Origin of the sequence: Citrobacter sp. wls711, from assembly GCF_005281055.1 — a bacterium.
GTDB lineage: Bacteria > Pseudomonadota > Gammaproteobacteria > Enterobacterales > Enterobacteriaceae > Citrobacter > Citrobacter gillenii.
Window position 1 is genome coordinate 75677 of record NZ_SZXC01000025.1, and the last position, 21007, is coordinate 96683.

The following is a 21007-nucleotide window of genomic DNA, read 5'->3' on the forward strand; positions in this document are numbered from 1 at the left end:
ATTCCAGAATTATATTTGGCGACTGAATAGAATTGCGTTTTTTCCTCTAATTATTCACCCCGCTGGCGAACGTATTCACTTTATATGCACATATGATGAATATTGATGGTTCGTAACTTATTGATATTTCGTTGTCTCGTCGTGTTTATGCATATTTTTTGCTGGCTGGCACGAACCCTGCACTCTACATTTACACCGCAAACACTATATTTATTAACATATAAATAACTTTTTATTTACCGTAGGGGTCGCTATGTCTCTGTCAGTTACGCGTGAAAATTTTGATGAATGGATGATGCCCGTATACGCACCGGCTCCTTTTGTGCCGGTTCGCGGTGAAGGCTCGCGACTGTGGGATCAGCAGGGCAAAGAGTATATCGATTTCGCGGGGGGCATTGCGGTTAACGCGCTGGGTCACGCACACCCGGCTTTGCGCGAAGCATTAAACGATCAGGCCGGTAAATTCTGGCATACCGGAAATGGCTACACTAACGAGCCGGTACTGCGGCTGGCAAAAAAACTGATTGATGCCACCTTTGCCGAGCGTGTCTTCTTCTGTAACTCCGGCGCAGAAGCCAACGAAGCGGCATTAAAACTGGCGCGTAAATATGCTCACGACCGTTTCGGCACGCAGAAAAGCGGCATCGTCGCGTTTAAAAACGCCTTCCACGGCCGAACGCTGTTTACCGTCAGCGCCGGGGGGCAGCCGGCCTATTCGCAGGATTTCGCGCCATTGCCGCCGGATATCCGCCATGCGGTGTATAACGATCTCGACTCTGCCAGCCAGCTGATTGATGACACCACCTGTGCGGTTATTGTTGAGCCGATTCAGGGTGAAGGCGGCGTGGTGCCTGCGACAAAGGCCTTTTTGCAGGGGCTGCGCGAACTCTGCGATCGCCACAATGCGTTGCTGATTTTTGATGAAGTGCAGACTGGCGTGGGACGTACCGGCGAACTGTATGCCTATATGCACTACGGCGTGACGCCGGATCTGCTGACCACGGCCAAAGCGCTGGGCGGTGGGTTCCCTATCGGTGCGCTGCTGGCGACCGAACCATGCGCAAGCGTTATGACGGTGGGTACGCACGGCACCACTTACGGCGGAAACCCGCTGGCTTCTGCGGTGGCCGGAAAACTGCTGGAGATCGTTAACACGCCGGAAATCCTCACTGGCGTAAAACAGCGTCACGACTGGTTTGTGGAGCGTATTAACGCCATTAACGAACGTTTTGGATTGTTTAGTGAGGTTCGTGGACTGGGCCTGCTGATCGGCTGTGTGCTGAATGCGGAGTTTGCCGGTAAAGCGAAGCTTATCTCGCAAGAGGCGGCCAATGTCGGCGTGATGGTGCTGATTGCTGGCGGTAACGTGGTGCGTTTTGCACCTGCGCTGAACGTTAGCGAAGAAGAGGTTGCCAGCGGACTGGATCGCTTTGCGCTGGCCTGCGAACGTATTAAAGCAGGAGGTTCATCATGATGGTGATCCGTCCCATTGAACGCGCCGATATTACGGCGTTGATGCAGTTGGCCAGTAAGACCGGCGGTGGGCTGACCTCGCTTCCGGCTAACGAAGCCACGCTGATGGCGCGTATTGAGCGTTCACTGCAGACCTGGCAGGGCGAACTGCCAAAAAGTGAGCAGGGCTACGTTTTTGTACTCGAGGACAGTGCCACCGGTACCGTGGCCGGGATCTGCGCGATTGAAGTGGCGGTCGGGCTAAACGACCCCTGGTACAACTATCGCGTCGGGACGCTGGTCCATGCCTCGAAGGAATTGAACGTCTATAACGCGCTGCCGACGCTGTTTCTCAGTAACGATCACACCGGCAGCAGCGAACTTTGCACCCTGTTTCTTGATCCGGACTGGCGTAAAGAGGGCAACGGCTATTTGCTGTCGAAATCGCGCTTTATGTTTATGGCGGCATTCCGCGACCGGTTTAATGAAAAAGTGGTGGCCGAGATGCGCGGCGTGATTGATGAACATGGTTACTCCCCGTTCTGGCAGAGCCTCGGCAAACGCTTCTTTTCGATGGAGTTTAGCCGGGCCGATTTTCTTTGCGGCACCGGGCAAAAAGCCTTTATTGCCGAATTGATGCCCAAGCATCCTATCTATACCCACTTCCTGTCGGATGAAGCGCAAAGCGTGATTGGCGAAGTGCATCCGCAAACGGCCCCGGCGCGTGCGGTACTGGAGAAAGAAGGCTTCCGCTATCGCAACTATGTCGACATTTTCGACGGCGGACCGACGCTGGAATGCGATATCGACCGGGTGCGGGCGATTCGGAAAAGCCGGCTGGTGGAGGTGGCTGAAGGCCAGCCAGCGCCGGGCGAATATCCGGCCTGCCTGGTGGCGAATGAAAACTACCACAACTTCCGCGTCATGCTGGTGCGCGCCGATCCGCATACCCAGCGGCTGGTGCTGACGGCGGCGCAGCTGGATGCCCTGAAGTGCCATGCGGGTGACCATGTCCGTTTCGTTCGTCTTTGTGCAGAGGAGAAAACAGCATGACTTTATGGATAAACGGCGACTGGGTAACGGGCCAGGGCGAGCGTCGGGTGAAAACTAATCCGGTGGGCGGCGATGTATTGTGGCAAGGCCATGATGCAGATGCTACGCAGGTGGCGCAGGCATGCCGCGCCGCACGTGCGGCGTTTGCGGGCTGGGCCAGGCAACCCTTTTCCGCGCGTCAGGCGGTGGTGGAAAAATTCGCCACATTGCTGGAGAGCAACAAAGCCGAGCTGACGACCATTATCGCCAGAGAAACCGGAAAACCACGCTGGGAAGCAGCCACCGAACTGACGGCGATGATCAATAAAATCGCCATTTCCGTAAAGGCGTACCACACGCGTACCGGGGAGCAACACAACGAATTACCGGATGGCGCGGCGACGTTACGCCATCGTCCGCACGGCGTGCTGGCGGTGTTTGGTCCGTATAACTTCCCCGGTCATCTCCCCAACGGTCATATCGTTCCGGCGCTGCTGGCGGGCAATACGCTGATTTTTAAACCCAGTGAATTGACGCCGTGGACCGGTGAAGCGGTGACCAAACTGTGGGGGCAGGCGGGGCTCCCTGCGGGCGTGCTAAACCTGGTGCAGGGTGGGCGCGAAACCGGGCAGGCGCTGAGCGCGCTGGAAGACCTTGACGGTTTGCTGTTTACCGGTAGCGCCAATACCGGTTATCAACTGCATCGACAACTCTCCGGGCAGCCGGAAAAAATCCTCGCGCTGGAGATGGGGGGCAATAACCCGTTAATTATTGAGAATCCGGAAGATATTGATGCCGCCGTGCATCTGACTATTCAGTCGGCGTTTGTCACCGCCGGGCAGCGTTGCACCTGCGCCCGTCGTCTGCTGGTAAAAAAAGGCGCGCAGGGCGATGCGTTTCTGGCGCGCCTGGTTGAGGTCAGCCAGCGTTTACTGCCTGGCAAGTGGGATGACGAGCCGCAACCGTTTATCGGCGGACTGATATCTGAGCAGGCGGCGCAACACGTCTGTGATGCCTGGCAGCGTCTTGAGGCGTTAGGTGGCCGTACGCTGTTGGCGCCGCGACGGGTAAAAGCGGGCACGTCACTGCTGGCGCCGGGCATTATCGAACTCACCGGTGTGGCCAATGTGCCGGATGAAGAGGTGTTTGGTCCACTGCTCGGCGTCTGGCGTTATGACAGTTTCGACGAGGCAATAAGCCTTGCGAACCACACCCGATTTGGCCTGTCATGCGGACTGGTCTCACCGGATCGCAATCAGTTTGACCAGCTGTTGCTGGAAGCGCGGGCGGGCATCGTTAACTGGAATAAACCGTTGACCGGGGCGGCGAGTACGGCACCGTTTGGCGGAGTGGGGGCTTCAGGAAACCATCGTGCCAGCGCGTGGTATGCCGCAGATTACTGCGCCTGGCCAATGGCGAGTCTGGAGTCACCGGCATTAACGTTGCCGACGACGCTGAGCCCAGGTCTGGATTTTTCTCGTGGAGAAAAACGATGAAAGCGCGTGAGGTCAATTTCGACGGGCTGGTGGGACTGACCCACCATTATGCGGGGCTGTCGTTTGGCAATGAGGCCTCGACCCGGCACCGTTTTCAGGTGTCGAATCCCCGTCTGGCGGCGAAGCAGGGCTTATTAAAGATGAAAGCGCTGGCAGATGCCGGGTTTCCTCAGGCGGTGATCCCGCCGCATGAACGTCCGTATATTCCGGTTCTGCGTCAGCTCGGCTTCAGCGGGAGCGATGAGCAGATCCTGGAAAAGGTTGCGCGTCAGGCGCCACACTGGCTTTCCAGCGCCAGCTCGGCCTCGCCGATGTGGGTGGCGAATGCGGCCACGGTCTGTCCTTCGGCCGATTCACTGGATGGGAAAGTACATCTGACGGTGGCGAACCTGAACAACAAATTCCACCGTTCACTGGAAGCGCCGACTACCGAAGCGTTATTACGGGCGATATTCCGTGATGAGCATGCTTTTGCGGTCCACAGCGCGCTACCTCAGGTGGCTCTGCTGGGTGATGAAGGGGCGGCCAACCACAATCGCCTTGGAGGAGATTACGGTGCACCTGGCGTGCAGCTGTTTGTTTACGGTCGCGAGGAGGGGAATGTGTCACAGCCGAGGCGCTACCCGGCCAGACAATCGCGTGAGGCCAGCGAAGCGGTGGCGCGGCTGAACCAGGTTAATCCGCATCAACTTATCTTTGCCCAGCAAAACCCGGACGTTATCGATAGTGGCGTGTTCCATAACGACGTGATCGCGGTATCGAATCGCCAGGTGCTGTTTTGCCATGAACAGGCATTTGTCCGACAGCAGGCGCTGTTGAGCCAGCTACGCGCTCAGGTTGATGGGTTTACGGCGCTGGAAGTGCCTGCTGCGGAGGTGTCGGTGGCGGATGCGGTGGCAACGTATCTGTTTAACAGCCAGTTGTTGAGCCGTGATGATGGCTCAATGATGCTGGTTTTACCACAGGAGTGTCGGGAGCATGCGGGCGTGTGGCGCTATCTGAACGGTCTACTGGACGCGGATAATCCGCTTGACGACCTGCGGGTATTCGATCTGCGTGAAAGTATGTCCAACGGCGGCGGTCCGGCATGCCTGCGACTGAGAGTGGTGTTAACGTCACAGGAGCTGCAGGCGGTGAATCCAGCGGTAATGATGAACGACACGTTGTTCAATACGCTCAATAACTGGGTCGATCGTTACTACCGGGACCGGCTTACCGCTGCAGATCTTGCTGACCCCCAGCTGTTACGTGAAGGACGCGAAGCGCTGGATTCACTGACGCAACTGCTCAATCTCGGCTCGGTGTATCCTTTCCAGCAGGAGCGGGCGAACTATGGATAACTTTCTGGCCCTGACCCTCGCGGGAACCTCGCCGGATATCACCCACGGTGAGGCTCATAGTTTTAGCTGGCGGTGGACAGGGCACGGGATGCTGGAGCTGACGCCGGTCGCCGAGGTTGATCGTTCGCTGGTGATCTCTGCAGGTATTCATGGCAATGAAACGGCACCGGTTGAGATGCTGGATGCGCTGCTGTCCGCGCTTTTTCGTGGCGAGTTGACGCTGACATGGCGGTTGCTGGTGATTCTGGGCAATCCGCAGGCGCTGGCGGAGGGGAAGCGCTATTGCCATAGCGACATGAACCGTATGTTTGGCGGGCGCTGGCAGATATTTGTCGAGAGCGGTGAAACGCGGCGCGCCCGCGAACTTGAGCTGTGCCTGGAAGCGTTTTATTCGCGCACCAGGGAGTCCGTGCGCTGGCATCTGGATCTGCACACCGCCATTCGCGGTTCGCATCATCTGCGCTTTGGCGTACTGCCGCAGCGCAACGTGCCCTGGGACGAAGGGTTTCTATCGTGGCTGGGGGATGCGGGACTGGAGGCGCTGGTTTTCCATCAGACACCGGGCGGGACATTTACCCATTTCAGTGGCGAGCATTTCGGTGCGCTGGCCTGTACGCTGGAGCTGGGTAAGGCTCTGGCGTTCGGGCAAAACGATTTGACGCAGTTTGCTCACACGGCGGAGGCGTTGGCGGCTTTGTTGCAGGGGGAGCGTGCATCATCAACGCAAACCACGCCGCTGCGCTATCGCGTGGTGTCGCAAATCACGCGACACAGCGACGATTTTGTTCTTCATATGAACAATCAGACGCTGAATTTTACCCCCTTTAACGAGGGCACATTGCTGGCGCAGGACGGCGATGCGCGTTTTGTTGTTACTCATGATGTTGAATATGTGCTGTTTCCCAACCCAAACGTGGCCTGTGGTTTACGCGCGGGGCTGATGCTGGAAAGGTTATAATCAATATCTTTCCCTCGGGGATGTCTCTGAGGGATTATTTTTACATGCCCTTTTTTGTTATTACGGATTATTCCTGGTAAGTTGCTTTATTAATAATCATGTTTCAGGTATAGTTCTCCATAATCCTTTCAAAATCATCATGTTGTAATATTTTATTGCAACTCTGCGTAATTTATTCTTTTTTTCTTCATAATTGGTGAGAATTTGTTTTTTATACTTTCATTGTTTTACCGTTGCTCTGATTAATTGACGCTTCTGGCGGTAAAGTTAATCTCGTCAACACGACATCCGATGAGATAAGCATCGTAAGAATGTCGTCAGAATAACTGAAAGGAAGGATAGAAATTATGCGTAAACTGACTGCTCTGTTTGTTGCCTCTACTCTGGCGCTGGGCGCTGCAAATCTGGCACACGCCGCTGATACCACAACTACCGCTCCGGCTGATGCCAAACCGATGATGCACCATAACGGCAAGTTTGGCCCGCACCACGACATGATGTTTAAAGATCTGAATCTGACTGATGCGCAGAAACAGCAGATCCGCGACATTATGAAAGGCCAGCGCGATCAGATGAAACGTCCGCCGCTGGAGGAACGCCGTGCAATGCACGATATCATCGCCAGCGACAGCTTCGACAAAGCGAAAGCTGAAGCGCAGATTGCGAAGATGGAAGAACAGCGCAAAGCTAATATGCTGGCGCATATGGAAACCCAGAACAAGATTTACAACATCCTGACGCCGGAACAGAAAAAACAGTTTAATGCCAATTTTGAGAAGCGTCTGACAGAACGCGCGGCGCAGAAAGGTAAAATGCCAGAAGCTGCTGAGTAACCGATTAGCGTCTACACTACATTATTCGCGTTGTGTCTGGGCATTGCTCAGGACGGCGCGAATCAAAACTCAAGACCGCCGGTCTTGTCCACAACACGTTTAACGAGGTGGGCAGGATCGGCGGTTTTTTCTTTCCAGCCTATTGCACCCTGCAACCGACACGCTATTCTCCTGAAGCCTGCGAAAATTCTACCTGGATCAGCGCGTTAATCTTTTTTCTTCAAACGTCTGCATCCTCGCTAAGGCAAATCAACTCTGCTGCCGATAACAATAAATGTGCAGAGTGAACTTATGGCGGCCAGGGAGCGTCACGCTGACGTACCGCGCCTTTCTGGAGGGATGATGGAATACTTTGATATCCGCAAAATGCCGGTCAATCTTTGGCGCAATGGTGCGGGTGAAACGCGAGAGATTTGTTGTTTTCCGCCAGCGACCCGCGATTTTCACTGGCGGGCAAGTATTGCGTCCATTGCCGCGAACGGTGAGTTTTCTCTTTTCCCGGGCGTAGAGCGAGTGATTACCTTGCTGGAAGGAGGCGAAGTGACTCTGGAAGGCGCCAATCCCTTCAGCCATACCCTGAAACAGCATCAACCGTTTACCTTTGCGGGCGATCAGGTAGTCAAAGCCAAACTGACAGAAGGTCAGATGTCGATGGACTTCAATATTATGACCCGTCGTGATGTCTGCCAGGCCAAAGTCAGGGTTGCGGATCGAACGTTTACCACCTTTGGTTCGCGCGGCGGTGTGGTGTTTGTGTTAAGCGGAGCCTGGCAGTTGGGCGATAAGTTACTGACGGCGGACCAGGGCGCATGCTGGCACGACGGCAAGCACACGCTGCGATTGTTAAAAGCGGAAGGGAAGCTGCTGTTTAGTGAGATTAACTGGATGCCGGGGCATTCGCCGGATTCTGTGCAATAGCGCTGATTTAGTGCCGGATAAGCCGTGTAGTGTGGTCATCCGGCACAGAGCAAACTGATTACGCTTTTTTCCAGAAATCGTCAAACACCGTAATGGGCGTGCGACGTTTGTGTTCCGTCTTTAAATACCAGCCTTCAATTTTCTTCGCGATAACATCATCCAGAATTTTGCCTTCCAGATAATCATCAATGTTATCGTACGTTACGCCTAAGGCGGCTTCATCGGGCAGAGAAGGGCGATCGTCTTCGAGGTCGGCGGTAGGCGCTTTCTTATATAAGTGCTCCGGACAGCCTAGCGCGGCCAGCAGCTGTTTCCCCTGACGCTTGTTGAGGCGGAATAGTGGGTTAATGTCGGTGCCGCCATCGCCATATTTGGTGAAAAAGCCGGTAATCGCTTCCGCAGCGTGATCGGTACCTACCACTACGCCGCTGGTCATTCCGGCGATGCTGTACTGTGCCTTCATACGTTCACGGGCTTTTTCATTACCGCGCACAAAATCGCTCAGCTCAATACCAGCTTCACGTAATGCCTGTTCGCTGGCCAGCACCGCAGCTTTGATATTGACGGTTAACACGCGATCCGGCTGAATGAAGGTGATGGCGTCCTGGCAGTCCTGTTCATCGGCCTGCACACCGTAAGGGAGGCGCACGGCAATAAACTGCAGCGCGTCGTTCCCGGTCTCGTCGCGCAACTCTGAAATGGCCATTTGGCATAACTTTCCGGCGAGCGTTGAATCCTGACCGCCGCTAATCCCTAATACCAGTGATTTCAGGAAAGGATAGGTTTTCAGATAAGATTTCAGAAAATCTACGCTACGGCGAATTTCTTCTTCTGCATTAATGTGCGGCTGTGCGCCAAGTGCCTGGATTATCTCTTGCTGCAGAGTCATCTAACCCCTCCGAAAAAAATAATGACAAAAAATATGATCGGTTAAAGCTAACGCGTTGACGCCCAAACGACAAGGGATGCAGCCTGATATCGCAGTATTTTGTTTTACTATACCCGTCATACTTCAAGTTGCATGTGCGTCGGCTACACTCGTTCTCCCCAGTCACTTACTTTAGTAAGCTCCTGGGGATTCGCTCCCTTGCCACCTTCCTGCAACTCGAATTATTTAGGGTATAGATTTTTCCGAAATGGTCTGAGACTCATCTGTAAGCTTGAAAAATGTGTTGTTGTGCTCCAGGCTTATATAACACGCTGAAAAACAAGAGGACGAGAAAATGAACAAGAATCTAACAGGAATTCTGGGTGCAGCGGCGGTATTGACTATGCTGGCGGGGTGTACGGCCTACGATCGTACAAAAGACCAATTTGTTCAGCCCGTGGTGAAAGATGTGAAGAAAGGGATGAGCCGGGCGCAGGTTGCGCAGATTGCCGGCAAGCCGTCTTCTGAAGTGACAATGGTGCATGCTCGCGGGACGTGTCAGACCTACATCCTGGGTCAACGAGATGGTAAAGCTGAGACCTATTTTGTAGCTTTGGATGATACGGGACACGTGGTTAATTCTGGTTATCAGACCTGTGCCGAGTACGACACCGATCCGCAGGCGGCGAAGCAGTAACGACTGCTTAATGCCTGAGCACTCAACGGAACCGGCCATTGCGCCGGTTTTTTTGTGCCGTACGATCTTATTTAATGTCGCGAATTATTTGCCTGAAATGTGAGGGGTGTCATAACACCAGGTCAATGAGAGACAATTTAGTTGGTCAAGGAAATACCATCCTCTGGTGCAATCCCGTATACTCATTTCAGCCACCTAAAAAAGTAATTTAGCTGACGCAAGTTACCCAGAGCATGGATGCAGGTTATGGCTTGCGGAGTGTCTGGATGACAGATAATCGCATATGAGGATCGTTTTTATGGAAAAGAAACACATTTATCTGTTTTGTTCTGCGGGCATGTCGACTTCCTTGTTAGTTTCGAAGATGCGTGCGCAGGCTGAAAAATACGAAGTACCGGTTATTATTGAAGCTTTCCCTGAAACCCTGGCTGGGGAAAAAGGTCCTGTTGCTGACGTCGTGTTATTAGGCCCGCAAATTGCTTATATGTTACCCGAAATTCAGCGTTTGTTACCTAACAAGCCTGTAGAAGTGATTGACTCGCTGTTATATGGCAAAGTCGATGGTTTAGGCGTGCTTAAGGCTGCAGTTGCAGCAATTAAAAAAGCCGCAGCAAATTAATTATATTTTTTAAATTTCCCGTCAAAGAGTTATTTCATTAACATTCACCGCAATATTATATTGCGGTATTTAAGGGTATTTTTCTATGAGTAACGCTATTGCTTCACTTGAAAAGGTACTCCTTCCTTTTGCTATAAAAATTGGAAAGCAGCCACACGTTAATGCAATCAAAAACGGTTTTATTCGTTTAATGCCGTTAACCCTCGCAGGGGCCATGTTTGTATTAATCAATAACGTTTTCCTGAGCTTTGGGGAGGGGTCGTTTTTTTATTCAATGGGTATCCGACTTGATGCTTCGACTATTGAGAATCTCAATAGCTTAAAAGGTATCGGTGGGAACGTTTATAACGGTACGCTGGGTATCATGTCATTGATGGCGCCTTTCTTTATCGGCATGGCGATGGCCGATGAACGCAAAGTTGACTCCCTGGCCGCAGGTTTGCTCTCCGTCGCAGCCTTTATGACCGTCACGCCTTATAGCGTGGGTGAAGCCTATGCCGTTGGTGCAAACTGGTTGGGTGGTGCGAACATTATTTCCGGTATTATTATCGGTCTTGTGGTCGCAGAAATGTTCACCTTTGTGGTCCGTCGTAATTGGGTTATCAGATTACCCGATAGCGTTCCTGCCTCGGTCTCGCGCTCCTTCTCAGCACTGATTCCTGGATTTATCATTCTCTCCATTATGGGGATCATTGGCTGGGCACTGGCAATCTGGGGCACCAACTTCCACCAGATCATCATGGATTCTATTTCGACTCCGCTGGCATCGCTGGGCAGCGTAGTGGGCTGGGCTTACGTGATTTTTGTTCCGCTGCTGTGGTTCTTTGGTATTCACGGTTCACTGGCGCTGACCGCGCTGGACAGCGGTATCATGACGCCTTGGGCACTGGAAAACATCGCTATCTATCAACAGTTTGGTTCCGTAGACGCAGCATTGGAAGCCGGTAAGACGTTCCACGTCTGGGCAAAACCGATGCTGGATTCCTACATCTTCCTCGGCGGTAGCGGCGCAACCCTGGGTCTGATTATTGCTATCTTCCTGGCATCTCGTCGTCCGGATTATCGTCAGGTGGCGAAACTGGCCCTGCCGTCAGGTATCTTCCAGATTAACGAACCGATTCTGTTCGGTCTGCCAATTATCATGAACCCGGTTATGTTCATCCCGTTCATTCTGGTTCAACCGATTCTGGCCGCGATTATGCTGGCAGCCTACTACACAGGCATTATTCCACCGATTACCAATATTGCGCCGTGGACGATGCCAACCGGGTTAGGCGCGTTCTTTAACACCAACGGTAGCGTTGCGGCTCTGCTGGTGGCACTGTTCAACCTTGGGGTCGCCACGCTGGTGTATCTGCCATTCGTCGTCGTCGCCAACAAAGCGCAGAACGTTATTGATAAAGAAGAAAGCGAAGAAGATATCGCTAACGCATTGAAATTCTAAATTTAATCCGGCATGGCCTCTCGGTCATGCCGGACTGAACCAGAGGAAAAGAGTATGTTGGATATCGAAAATATCGTGGATACATCGTCAGAAGCTGAAGAGCTTGAAGAAGTGGTGATGGGGCTTATCATCAATTCGGGGCAGGCGCGTAGCCTGGCCTATGGCGCACTCAAGATGGCCAAACAGGGCGATTTTGAGGCGGCGAAGGCCATGATGGAACAGTCTCGTATGGCGCTGAACGAAGCGCACCTCGTACAAACGAAACTGATTGAAGGCGATCAGGGCGAAGGTAAAATGAAAGTGAGCCTGGTTCTGGTTCACGCACAGGATCACCTGATGACGTCGATGCTGGCACGCGAGCTGGTGACGGAACTGATTGAGCTTCACGAGAAGCTGAAATAGCGAGGAGTGCATGATGCAATTACAGATTAACGCACCGGAAATCAAAACCGTTTACGAGCAGCAGTTGTTTAATGGCAAAAATTTCCATGTGTTTATCTATAACAAAACTGAGAGTATCAGTGGACTGCATCAGCACGATTACTATGAATTTACGCTGGTATTAACCGGTCGCTATTATCAGGAAATCAACGGTAAACGTGTACTGCTGGAACGTGGTGACTTTGTTTTTATCCCCCTGGGATCGCATCACCAAAGTTTCTATGATTTCGGCGCCACGCGGATCCTTAACGTCGGTATCAGTAAGCGTTTTTTTGAACAGCACTATCATCCTTTATTGCCGTTTTGTTTTGTTGCATCGCAGGTGTATCGGGCGAATAACTCCTTTCTCACCTATATCGAAACGGTCATTGCATCACTGAACTTTCGCGAGAGCGGGCTGGATGAATTTGTCGAAGTGGTCACCTTCTACATTATTAATCGACTCCGGCATCACCGTGAAGAACAAGTGTTGGATGACATTCCACAATGGCTGAAAGCGACCGTGGAAACGATGCACGACAAACGTCAGTTTAGCGAGAATGCGCTGGAAAACATGGTCCAGCTGTCGGCAAAATCTCAGGAATATCTGACTCGTGCCACCCAGCGTTATTACAGTAAAACACCGATGCAGATTATTAATGAAATCCGCATTAACTTTGCTAAAAAACAGCTGGAAATGACCAACTATTCGGTCACGGATATTGCTTATGAGTCCGGTTATAGCAGCCCAAGCCTGTTTATTAAAACGTTTAAAAAACTGACGTCGTTTACGCCCAATAGCTACCGGAAGAAGTTAACTGAGTTTAATCAGTAGCTATTATTTGCCAATAACCCATTTTTATAGCTTGCCCAAAATAGCGTCGGGACAGCCACGCTATATCTGACAAACGGGTTGAGCATAATACACGTCAGTGTTTTAACACTGAAGGGAGAAAGTATGAGCCAGAAATTAAAAGTCGTCACTATCGGTGGCGGGAGCAGCTACACCCCTGAATTACTTGAAGGCTTTATTAAGCGTTATCATGAATTACCGGTATCTGAATTGTGGTTGGTTGATGTCGACGGCGGTAGAGAGAAGCTGGATATTATTTTCGACCTGTGCCAACGCATGATCGACAACGCCGGCGTACCGATGAAGCTGTATAAAACACTAGATCGTCGCGAAGCGCTGAAAGACGCTGACTTTGTGACCACGCAGCTGCGCGTTGGACAACTTAAAGCCCGTGAGCAGGACGAGCGAATCCCGCTGAGCCACGGTTATCTGGGCCAGGAGACAAACGGCGCGGGCGGCCTGTTTAAAGGTTTGCGGACTATTCCGGTTATTTTTGACATCGTGAAAGATGTCGAAGAACTGTGCCCGAATGCGTGGGTGATTAATTTTACTAACCCGGCCGGAATGGTCACTGAAGCCGTCTATCGCCATACGAATTTTAAGAAATTCATCGGGGTATGCAATATTCCGATCGGCATGAAAATGTTTATAACCGACGTGCTGGCGTTGAAAGAGAGCGATGATTTATCTATCGATCTGTTTGGCCTGAACCATATGGTGTTTATTAAAGATGTGCTGGTCAACGGCGAGTCACGTTTTGACGAACTGCTCGACGGCGTGGCCTCGGGGCAGTTAAAAGCGTCCACCGTGAAGAACATTTTCGACCTGCCGTTTAGCGAAGGATTGATTCGCTCGCTGAAACTGCTGCCGTGCTCGTATTTGCTTTACTACTTCAAGCCAAAAGAGATGCTGGCGATTGAAATGGGTGAATACTATAAGGGCGGTGCACGCGCGCAGGTTGTGCAAAAAGTGGAGAAACAACTTTTTGAGCTGTATAAAAATCCTGAACTGAATGTGAAACCGAAGGAGCTTGAGCAGCGTGGTGGGGCGTATTACTCCGATGCGGCGTGTGAGGTGATCAACGCCATCTACAACGACAAGCAGACCGAGCACTATGTCAACATTCCTCACTATGGTCATGTAGACAACATTCCTGCGGACTGGGCGGTTGAGATGACCTGTACGCTGGGGCGCAATGGTGCGACCCCGCATCCACGGATCACGCATTTTGATGAGAAAGTGCTTGGCCTTATCTATACCATTAAAGGTTTTGAGGTGGCGGCGAGTAATGCGGCGCTGAGCGGTGAATTTAATGATGTGCTGCTGGCGTTAAATCTGAGCCCACTGGTGCATTCTGACCGTGATGCCGAAATTCTGGCGCGGGAACTGATCCTTGCCCATGAAAAATGGCTGCCAAACTTTGCCGGGTGCATCGAGACGCTCAAAAGCGAACAACACTGATAGAGGTCGGCTATGGAACGCGTACTGATTGTGAATGCGGATGATTTTGGCCTGAGCAAAGGGCAAAACTACGGCATTATTGACGCTTGTCGCCATGGTGTTGTCACCTCGACAACGGCGCTGGTCAACGGCGAGGCCATTGAGCATGCGGTGCAGTTGAGTCGTGAGCTTCCTGAACTGGCTGTTGGCATGCACTTTGTGCTGACGCTGGGGAAACCGCTGACGGCAATGCCAGGGCTGACCCGCGACGGACTGCTGGGGAAATGGATCTGGCAGATGGCCGAGGAGGACACCTTGCCGCTGGATGAAATTTCGCACGAGCTGGCCGCACAGTATCAGCGTTTCATCGACCTGTTCGGCCGGGAGCCGACGCATCTGGATAGCCATCACCATGTGCATATGTTTCCGCAGATTTTCCCTGTAGTGGCGGATTTTGCGGCCCAGCGTGGTATTGCATTACGTATCGATCGCCAGGCAGTATTTGAGGCCTCTGACTTACCGATTACGTTGCGCACGTCGCAGGGATTTAGCAGCGAGTTTTACGGCGAGGCGATTTCCGAAGAACTGTTTTTGCAGGTGCTCGACGCCTCTGCAGACAGGGGCGAGTCCTCGCTGGAAGTGATGTGCCACCCGGCCTTTGTCGATAATATCATTCGACAAAGCGCCTACTGTTACCCCCGCTTAACTGAACTTGATGTGCTGACGTCTCCGGTATTGAAATATGCTATTGCGGAGCGCGGTTATCGTCTCGGCAGTTTTCTGAACGTGTAATTCCTGAGTTTGCGGCGCGTCAATGCGCCGCTTTTTTTAGGCCGGAATGGCGTCGACTTTTCCGCTGCGAGACCAGACACGGTGCGCAGTCATGAGCGCCAGCAAGGTATCCATAAACTGCGCATCTGCGCTGTCCGCTTCAACAATCCCTTCTTCACCCTGATTGCTAACCTGCAGCACGGCTTTCAACTGACGCGCATCGCCTGCCAGCGCAATGGGTTTCAAATGTTTGTACGCTTCCAGTAAGTAGTAACGGGTATCGCCGCGCATGTCGATATCCGCAATATTGCCGCAAGGCACAATGACCGCATCCACGGTCAGTGATGGCGAACCGGCAAAGGTACCGGCGATGTTCAGAACCGAGCCATCGTCGGCAACCACGTTCCCCATCCGCGAATAGAGCAATTTTGCATGCACACCGCGGGACTGGAGAGCTTGCATTATGGTGAGCATATCGGCCGATTTGACCTCGTCATTCAGCAAAATGGCCACTATACGGCCTTTGATATCGCCTTGTTCCCCTGCGTACAAACTGAGTGATGGGGCTTCAGTTAACCCGTTGACGTCCGCAGGCGGGGCGATTTGCTGCTGTTCGTCGGTTAGTTCAAAACCGAGGTTGTCGGCAACAGATTGTGCAAGGGTGGTATCAATGTGCGCCAGTTGTTCAACCACTCTCTCGCGGATATACGGGCGGGTGACTTTGCTCAGTTCAAAACTGAATCCGCCTACAATATGCTGCTGCTCAATAGGCGTCTGACTTAGCCAGAACAGGCGAGGGTGCGCATAGTATTCGCCGAAAGAGGGGCTTCTTTCACGGATCTTACTGCCTTCAATACGTTCCTGATACGATTCAAAACCCCCGCGTTTAGGGCCAGGTGGCGTTTCGCGCGGCCAGTTATCATTGATCGAGTTTGGTTCGTAGTTGGCCGGGTTGGTATCAATATCCATGCGATGCATGCCGTCGCGCTGGAAATTGTGATACGGGCAAGTCGGGCGGTTAATCGGAATTTCATGGAAATTAGGTCCGCCCAGACGGCTGATCTGCGTGTCGGTATATGAAAACAGTCGGCCCTGTAGCAGCGGATCGTTGGTGAAATCAATACCGGGGACGATGTGTCCTGGATGAAATGCTACCTGCTCGTTTTCGGCAAAGAAATTATCCGGGTTACGGTTAAGCACCATTTTTCCGACGCGCTGAACCGGAACCAATTCCTCGGGGATCAACTTTGTTGGGTCGAGCAGATCAAAATCGAATTTAAACTCGTCCTCTTCCGAAATCAGTTGCAGTCCCAACTCATATTCCGGGTAATCACCGGCTTCGATGGCCTCCCACAGATCGCGACGGTGGAAGTCAGGGTCTCGACCGGTAAGTTTTTGCGCTTCATCCCAAACCAGAGAGGCTTTGCCTGCCAGGGGTTTCCAGTGGAAGCGCACAAAGGTGGCTTTGCCTTGCGCGTTAATCAGTCGAAACGTGTGAATGCCAAAGCCTTCCATCGTGCGATAGCTGCGAGGGATCCCACGGTCTGACATGGCCCACATCACGTTATGCAGTGTTTCTGGCTGTAAAGAGACGTAATCCCAGAAGGTATCATGCGCGCTTTGTCCCTGTGGAATAGCCCAGTGCGGCTCTGGTTTAACCGCGTGGACGAAGTCCGGGAATTTATGGGCGTCCTGGATAAAAAACACCGGTGTATTATTTCCTACCAGGTCAAATATCCCCTCTTCGGTATAAAACTTTGTGGCAAATCCGCGAATATCCCGGACCGTGTCTGCTGAACCGGCGCCGCCCTGGACGGTGGAGAAGCGCACAAAAACCGGGGTTATCTTATTTGCCTCACACAGGAAGTCGGCTTTGGTGACGGCACTTAAATCGGCATAGGACTGAAAGTAACCATGCGCGGCGGAGCCACGGGCATGAACGATTCGTTCCGGAATGCGTTCATGATCAAAATGGGTAATCTTCTCACGCAGGATAAAATCCTCGAGCAGCGTCGGCCCACGGTTTCCGGCGCGTAATGAGTTTTGATCGTCTGCAATGCGGACACCCTGATTGGTGGTAAGGGCAAAATCTTCACTGCCTTTACGAAAAGGCTCCAGTGAGTTGAGTTTGTCATTAACGGTGTCGGGGGCCTTTGCACTACCAGGGGCAGTGGGCTGCATGCCCGGCGGTGTGGGTTTGGCGTCGGGTTTGTGCGAGCCGTCTGCGGGGGCCTGGGAATCGAGCCCTGGTCTGGATTCGCTGGCATCATGAACCGGTGCCGGGTGATTGAGTGGATGCTTGTCATTCTGCGACATGAACTCGTCTCCTGTTTTCATTGCTGAAAGGGTCGTTGTTGCTGTCAAAAACATTAACTATAGACCACGCATCCAGTTGGGCCGGGTTCCGTTGAAGGAGAATACTGCAATGAACAAGGCAAACAGCGTACGCAAGGCAGGACGGCAGGGCGCAAAATCGGCTAAGATAGCGTTTTTCTGATTTTTAGAATTTGTCTTTAGTGAAGCAACTGATTATGAAACCTCTTCGCCAACAAAATCGCAAGGTTATCAGCTACGTTCCGCGTGTGGAGCCCGCGCCACCAGAGCATGCGATAAAAATGAATGCGTTTCGTGACGTATGGATACTGCGCGGAAAATATGTCGCTTTTGTCTTAATAGGAGAGGCGTTTCAACGTTCGCCTGTGTTTACGGTGCCGGAGTCGGCACAACGCTGGGCCAACCAGATCCGTCAGGAAAACGAACTGAGCGAGTAATGGGATATAAAAAAACCGCCGGAGCGTGATACTCCGGCGGTTTTTTACGTTTCAGGAAACCGGTTTAACGGTGCGCCAGTTCGGCGTTATCGTCACTGTCCAGAATCGTTTTGTCGGTTTGCTTCAACCACTGGCTGGTGAGCGTACCGGCGGTCATGGAACCGCTCACGTTCAGCGCGGTACGACCCATATCGATCAGCGGTTCTACGGAGATCAGGAGAGCGACCAACGTAACCGGCAGGCCCATCGCCGGCAGCACGATCAGCGCGGCAAACGTTGCACCGCCACCCACGCCCGCAACACCGGCGGAGCTAACGGTCACAATACCGACCAGCGTCGCAATCCACATTGGGTCGAGCGGGTTAATCCCCACGGTTGGTGCAACCATCACCGCCAGCATTGCCGGGTACAGGCCCGCACAACCGTTTTGACCAATCGTGGCGCCAAAAGAGGCAGCAAAGCTGGCAATCGACTCAGGCACGCCCAGGCGACGAGTTTGCGCTTCCACATTCAGCGGAATAGACGCAGCGCTGGAGCGGCTGGTGAAGGCAAACGTCAGCACCGGCCAAACTTTACGGAAGTATTTCAGCGGGCTCACGCCGTTAATACCCAGCAGAATACCGTGTACCACGAACATGATGCCCAGACCGAGGTACGAAGCCACCACGAAGCTGCCCAGCTTAATAATGTCCTGCAGGTTGGAGCCGGCAACCACTTTGGTCATCAACGCCAGAACACCGTACGGCGTCAGCTGCATCACCAGACGAACCAGCTTCATCACCCAGCTCTGCAGGGTATCAATAGCGGTTAATACGCGTTCGCCTTTCGGGGCATCATCTTTCAGCAGTTTCAGGGCAGCGACACCAAGGAATGCGGCGAAGATAACAACGCTGATAATGGAGGTTGGGTTAGCGCCAGTGAGATCGGCAAACGGGTTTTTCGGGATAAACGACAGCACCAGTTGCGGCACGCTCAGGTCGGCAACTTTACCCACGTAGTTGGTTTCGATGGCGTTCAGACGGGCGGTTTCAGCACCACCCTGTACCAGTCCATCCGCCGTCAGGCCGAACAGGTTAGTGACCAGTACCCCAACTAACGCGGCGATAAGTGTTGTAAACAGCAGCGTCCCGATGGTCAGGAAGCTGATTTTCCCCAGCTGAGAGGCGTTGTGCAGACGCGCAACGGCGCTGAGGATAGAGGCAAATACCAGCGGCATGACGATCATTTGCAGCAGTTGAACATAGCCGTTGCCGACAATGTTGAACCACTGTACAGAATCTTTCAGTACCTGGCTGTCTGAGCCGTAAATCGTATGCAGGGCAAGGCCAAATACCACGCCCATAACCAGACCAACCAGTACTTTTTTGGCCAGACTCCACTGTTTGTGACGGGCTTGCGCCAGCACGAACAGCAGTACAACGAACACGATAATGTTCGCGATTAATGGAAAGTTCATCCCCGTTCTCCTGATCTTTTTTTATGTATCACCGAACTACAGTGATTCTGTTGGCGCAAGATTAGCAGAACTGTGACTTGCCTCTTATATTCAAATGGAATTGTTTATGCCAAAAATGACATTTTGGCCGATTTCTTAATCAGCCTGGTGTTTTATAAAACGATTAAACTGCATTTGTAGCGTATTAATCATCTGCGATGACCAGCGTACTGCACTGTTTTCAGGCAAAGTTTGTGGCATCCAGATAGCCCAGGCAAACAGCGCCATGCATAAAAAACGCTCCAGCTGGTTGCCTTTTTGCGGTACGAGGATCGGCAGGCGAAAGCGCCAGCGGCAGGGCCACAGCAGAGGAACGCCGGCTGGGGTCAGCATATCGGCCAGAATATGACTAAGGTAGCCGAGCACCATCCCCTGTAACGCATCCGCCGGGATTATCCAGGTCTCGGGTACTTTCAAATAGAACGTCGCCAGCAAGGCAAACACCGCCAGCAGGCTATGCGTAAACCCGCGATGACCAAATGCCCGGGCTATGGGCTTTGAGACCCACTTCAGACGCTGCCCCAGCAACGATTTGGGATGATCGATATCGGGCAGCAGGCAGGTCAAGATAGCTGAAGGAACAATATGCCACCAGTCACCCTGCGCGAGAACGGGCGTCAGTTCGGCATTCTTGGCAAATACCGCACAGGCAATAGAAAAAAGAAGGTGGCCTTCCGCCGTCATGATAAAACCCAATGAACTGTCAATTCATACAGTATAGGGGTTTTATACAGTAGGCGAAAGAGGTGACGTTGTAACCCTTTGTCACAAATAGGCGATTAACGTGCCAGCCAGCCACCGTCGACGGCCAATGTATACCCATTAATGTAGTCAGAGGCGCGGCTGGCAAGGAATACCGCCGGGCCTTTCAGGTCGTCAGGCGTTCCCCAGCGTCCGGCCGGAATACGGTCGACAATCTCCTGATTACGGTCGGCATCATCCCGCAGTTGCTGCGTATTGTTGGTCGCCATATATCCCGGAGCAATGGCATTGACGTTAATACCCTGAGCGGCCCATTCATTGGCCAGAAGGCGGGTTATGCCCAGCACGCCGCTTTTTGAAGCGGTGTAGGAAGGTACGCGGATACCGCCCTGGAAGGAGAGCATTGACGCAATGTTGATGATTTTTCCGCCCTGACCCTGGGTCAGGAATTGTCTGGCGACGGCCTGTGACAAAAAGAAAACGGATTTGAGATTCAGGTTCATCACATCATCCCAGTCTTGCTCACTAAAGTTCAGGGCGTCCTCACGGCGAATGGTCCCCGCGTTATTGACCAGAATATCGATCCGACCAAAGGTGGAGACCGTTTGCGTCACGATATCGTTCAGCGAGTCCTGCTGGCTGAGGTCGGCCTGGATAGTCAGAAAGCGTCGCCCGAGTGCATGGATTTTCTCAGCGGTTTGCACAGGAATTTTACGATTGACGCCGACCACGTCGCAGCCGGCCTCCGCCAGCGCGACCGCCATACCTTGCCCAAGCCCGGTATCACATCCGGTGACGATTGCTACTTTACCTTCAAGACGAAAAGCATCCAAAATCATATTCACCCCGGCTATCAAATGGTTTTAACGCATGCTGTGAGTGAAAGAATAGGAGAGGC

The 21007-nt window shown here is 52.6% G+C and carries 20 protein-coding genes; 15 read left to right on the forward strand and 5 right to left on the reverse strand.

Annotated features, from left to right (window positions below):
• The first annotated feature begins 253 nt into the window (after nt 1-253).
• The 7 genes from FDW98_RS10195 to ves all read left to right on the forward strand — a co-directional run bounded on the left by FDW98_RS10195 (nt 254) and on the right by ves (nt 8029).
• Nucleotides 254-1474, forward strand: a complete 1221-nt coding sequence (locus tag FDW98_RS10195) for an aspartate aminotransferase family protein (RefSeq protein ID WP_096757281.1) — start codon at nt 254-256, stop codon at nt 1472-1474.
• A complete protein-coding gene (astA, locus tag FDW98_RS10200; protein ID WP_096757280.1) occupies nt 1471-2505 on the forward strand; it encodes an arginine N-succinyltransferase in 1035 nt (344 codons plus the stop codon). The genes FDW98_RS10195 and astA overlap by 4 nt, the downstream gene beginning before the upstream one ends.
• On the forward strand, nt 2502-3980 hold the full coding sequence (astD, locus tag FDW98_RS10205) for a succinylglutamate-semialdehyde dehydrogenase (RefSeq protein ID WP_096757279.1): 1479 nt from the start codon (nt 2502-2504) through the stop codon (nt 3978-3980). Before astA ends, astD begins: the two co-directional genes overlap by 4 nt.
• On the forward strand, nt 3977-5320 hold the full coding sequence (gene astB, locus FDW98_RS10210; RefSeq protein ID WP_096757278.1) for an N-succinylarginine dihydrolase: 1344 nt from the start codon (nt 3977-3979) through the stop codon (nt 5318-5320). The genes astD and astB overlap by 4 nt, the downstream gene beginning before the upstream one ends.
• A complete protein-coding gene (gene astE, locus FDW98_RS10215) occupies nt 5313-6278 on the forward strand; it encodes a succinylglutamate desuccinylase (protein ID WP_096757277.1) in 966 nt (321 codons plus the stop codon). The genes astB and astE overlap by 8 nt, the downstream gene beginning before the upstream one ends.
• A gap of 347 nt (nt 6279-6625) precedes the next feature.
• Nucleotides 6626-7111 (forward strand): ATP-independent periplasmic protein-refolding chaperone Spy, encoded by a 486-nt coding sequence (gene spy, locus FDW98_RS10220; protein ID WP_096757276.1) that lies wholly within the window; start codon nt 6626-6628, stop codon nt 7109-7111.
• Nucleotides 7112-7453: 342 nt separating this feature from the next.
• Complete coding sequence (gene ves / locus FDW98_RS10225; RefSeq protein WP_096757275.1) at nt 7454-8029, forward strand: environmental stress-induced protein Ves; 576 nt, start codon at nt 7454-7456, stop codon at nt 8027-8029.
• A 58-nt stretch (nt 8030-8087) separates the two neighbouring features.
• On the opposite strand, the gene nadE is transcribed toward ves, so the two are convergent.
• Nucleotides 8088-8918 (reverse strand): ammonia-dependent NAD(+) synthetase, encoded by an 831-nt coding sequence (gene nadE, locus FDW98_RS10230; RefSeq protein WP_096757274.1) that lies wholly within the window; start codon nt 8916-8918, stop codon nt 8088-8090.
• Between the two features lie 334 nt (nt 8919-9252).
• On the opposite strand from nadE, the gene osmE reads away from it, so the two are divergent.
• The 7 genes from osmE (at nt 9253) to chbG (ending at nt 15162) form a co-directional block, all read left to right on the forward strand.
• On the forward strand, nt 9253-9594 hold the full coding sequence (gene osmE, locus FDW98_RS10235) for an osmotically-inducible lipoprotein OsmE (RefSeq protein WP_096757272.1): 342 nt from the start codon (nt 9253-9255) through the stop codon (nt 9592-9594).
• A 298-nt stretch (nt 9595-9892) separates the two neighbouring features.
• A complete protein-coding gene (gene chbB / locus FDW98_RS10245) occupies nt 9893-10213 on the forward strand; it encodes a PTS N,N'-diacetylchitobiose transporter subunit IIB (protein ID WP_003832547.1) in 321 nt (106 codons plus the stop codon).
• Nucleotides 10214-10298: 85 nt separating this feature from the next.
• The gene (gene chbC / locus FDW98_RS10250; protein WP_096757271.1) at nt 10299-11657 is read left to right on the forward strand and encodes a PTS N,N'-diacetylchitobiose transporter subunit IIC; all 1359 of its coding nucleotides are present in this window, start codon (nt 10299-10301) and stop codon (nt 11655-11657) included.
• A gap of 54 nt (nt 11658-11711) precedes the next feature.
• On the forward strand, nt 11712-12059 hold the full coding sequence (chbA, locus tag FDW98_RS10255; protein WP_096757270.1) for a PTS N,N'-diacetylchitobiose transporter subunit IIA: 348 nt from the start codon (nt 11712-11714) through the stop codon (nt 12057-12059).
• A 10-nt stretch (nt 12060-12069) separates the two neighbouring features.
• Nucleotides 12070-12912: a transcriptional regulator ChbR gene (chbR, locus tag FDW98_RS10260; RefSeq protein ID WP_096757269.1), complete on the forward strand. Its 843-nt coding sequence runs from the start codon at nt 12070-12072 to the stop codon at nt 12910-12912.
• 123 nt (nt 12913-13035) lie between these two features.
• The gene (locus tag FDW98_RS10265; RefSeq protein ID WP_096757268.1) at nt 13036-14391 is read left to right on the forward strand and encodes a 6-phospho-beta-glucosidase; all 1356 of its coding nucleotides are present in this window, start codon (nt 13036-13038) and stop codon (nt 14389-14391) included.
• Nucleotides 14392-14403: 12 nt separating this feature from the next.
• The gene (gene chbG, locus FDW98_RS10270; RefSeq protein WP_096757267.1) at nt 14404-15162 is read left to right on the forward strand and encodes a chitin disaccharide deacetylase; all 759 of its coding nucleotides are present in this window, start codon (nt 14404-14406) and stop codon (nt 15160-15162) included.
• 36 nt (nt 15163-15198) lie between these two features.
• On the opposite strand, the gene katE is transcribed toward chbG, so the two are convergent.
• A complete protein-coding gene (gene katE / locus FDW98_RS10275) occupies nt 15199-17457 on the reverse strand; it encodes a catalase HPII (protein ID WP_096757266.1) in 2259 nt (752 codons plus the stop codon).
• Nucleotides 17458-17648: 191 nt separating this feature from the next.
• On the opposite strand from katE, the gene cedA reads away from it, so the two are divergent.
• Nucleotides 17649-17912 (forward strand): cell division activator CedA, encoded by a 264-nt coding sequence (gene cedA, locus FDW98_RS10280; RefSeq protein ID WP_096757264.1) that lies wholly within the window; start codon nt 17649-17651, stop codon nt 17910-17912.
• 64 nt (nt 17913-17976) lie between these two features.
• Here cedA and tcyP read toward each other — a convergent pair whose 3' ends face one another.
• The 3 genes from tcyP to kduD form a co-directional block, all read right to left on the reverse strand.
• A complete protein-coding gene (tcyP, locus tag FDW98_RS10285; protein ID WP_096757263.1) occupies nt 17977-19368 on the reverse strand; it encodes a cystine/sulfocysteine:cation symporter in 1392 nt (463 codons plus the stop codon).
• A 135-nt stretch (nt 19369-19503) separates the two neighbouring features.
• The gene (locus FDW98_RS10290) at nt 19504-20091 is read right to left on the reverse strand and encodes a metal-dependent hydrolase (protein WP_096757262.1); all 588 of its coding nucleotides are present in this window, start codon (nt 20089-20091) and stop codon (nt 19504-19506) included.
• A gap of 95 nt (nt 20092-20186) precedes the next feature.
• On the reverse strand, nt 20187-20948 hold the full coding sequence (gene kduD / locus FDW98_RS10295; RefSeq protein WP_096757261.1) for a 2-dehydro-3-deoxy-D-gluconate 5-dehydrogenase KduD: 762 nt from the start codon (nt 20946-20948) through the stop codon (nt 20187-20189).
• Between the last annotated feature and the right edge of the window lie 59 nt (nt 20949-21007).

Coding starts and splice junctions, on each gene's coding strand:
- FDW98_RS10195 (WP_096757281.1), top strand. CDS start 254: ATGTCTCTGTCAGTTACGCGTGAAAATTTTGATGAATGGATGATGCCC.
- astA (WP_096757280.1), top strand. CDS start 1,471: ATGATGGTGATCCGTCCCATTGAACGCGCCGATATTACGGCGTTGATG.
- astD (WP_096757279.1), top strand. CDS start 2,502: ATGACTTTATGGATAAACGGCGACTGGGTAACGGGCCAGGGCGAGCGT.
- astB (WP_096757278.1), top strand. CDS start 3,977: ATGAAAGCGCGTGAGGTCAATTTCGACGGGCTGGTGGGACTGACCCAC.
- astE (WP_096757277.1), top strand. CDS start 5,313: ATGGATAACTTTCTGGCCCTGACCCTCGCGGGAACCTCGCCGGATATC.
- spy (WP_096757276.1), top strand. CDS start 6,626: ATGCGTAAACTGACTGCTCTGTTTGTTGCCTCTACTCTGGCGCTGGGC.
- ves (WP_096757275.1), top strand. CDS start 7,454: ATGGAATACTTTGATATCCGCAAAATGCCGGTCAATCTTTGGCGCAAT.
- nadE (WP_096757274.1), bottom strand. CDS start 8,918: ATGACTCTGCAGCAAGAGATAATCCAGGCACTTGGCGCACAGCCGCAC.
- osmE (WP_096757272.1), top strand. CDS start 9,253: ATGAACAAGAATCTAACAGGAATTCTGGGTGCAGCGGCGGTATTGACT.
- chbB (WP_003832547.1), top strand. CDS start 9,893: ATGGAAAAGAAACACATTTATCTGTTTTGTTCTGCGGGCATGTCGACT.
- chbC (WP_096757271.1), top strand. CDS start 10,299: ATGAGTAACGCTATTGCTTCACTTGAAAAGGTACTCCTTCCTTTTGCT.
- chbA (WP_096757270.1), top strand. CDS start 11,712: ATGTTGGATATCGAAAATATCGTGGATACATCGTCAGAAGCTGAAGAG.
- chbR (WP_096757269.1), top strand. CDS start 12,070: ATGATGCAATTACAGATTAACGCACCGGAAATCAAAACCGTTTACGAG.
- FDW98_RS10265 (WP_096757268.1), top strand. CDS start 13,036: ATGAGCCAGAAATTAAAAGTCGTCACTATCGGTGGCGGGAGCAGCTAC.
- chbG (WP_096757267.1), top strand. CDS start 14,404: ATGGAACGCGTACTGATTGTGAATGCGGATGATTTTGGCCTGAGCAAA.
- katE (WP_096757266.1), bottom strand. CDS start 17,457: ATGTCGCAGAATGACAAGCATCCACTCAATCACCCGGCACCGGTTCAT.
- tcyP (WP_096757263.1), bottom strand. CDS start 19,368: ATGAACTTTCCATTAATCGCGAACATTATCGTGTTCGTTGTACTGCTG.
- FDW98_RS10290 (WP_096757262.1), bottom strand. CDS start 20,091: ATGACGGCGGAAGGCCACCTTCTTTTTTCTATTGCCTGTGCGGTATTT.
- kduD (WP_096757261.1), bottom strand. CDS start 20,948: ATGATTTTGGATGCTTTTCGTCTTGAAGGTAAAGTAGCAATCGTCACC.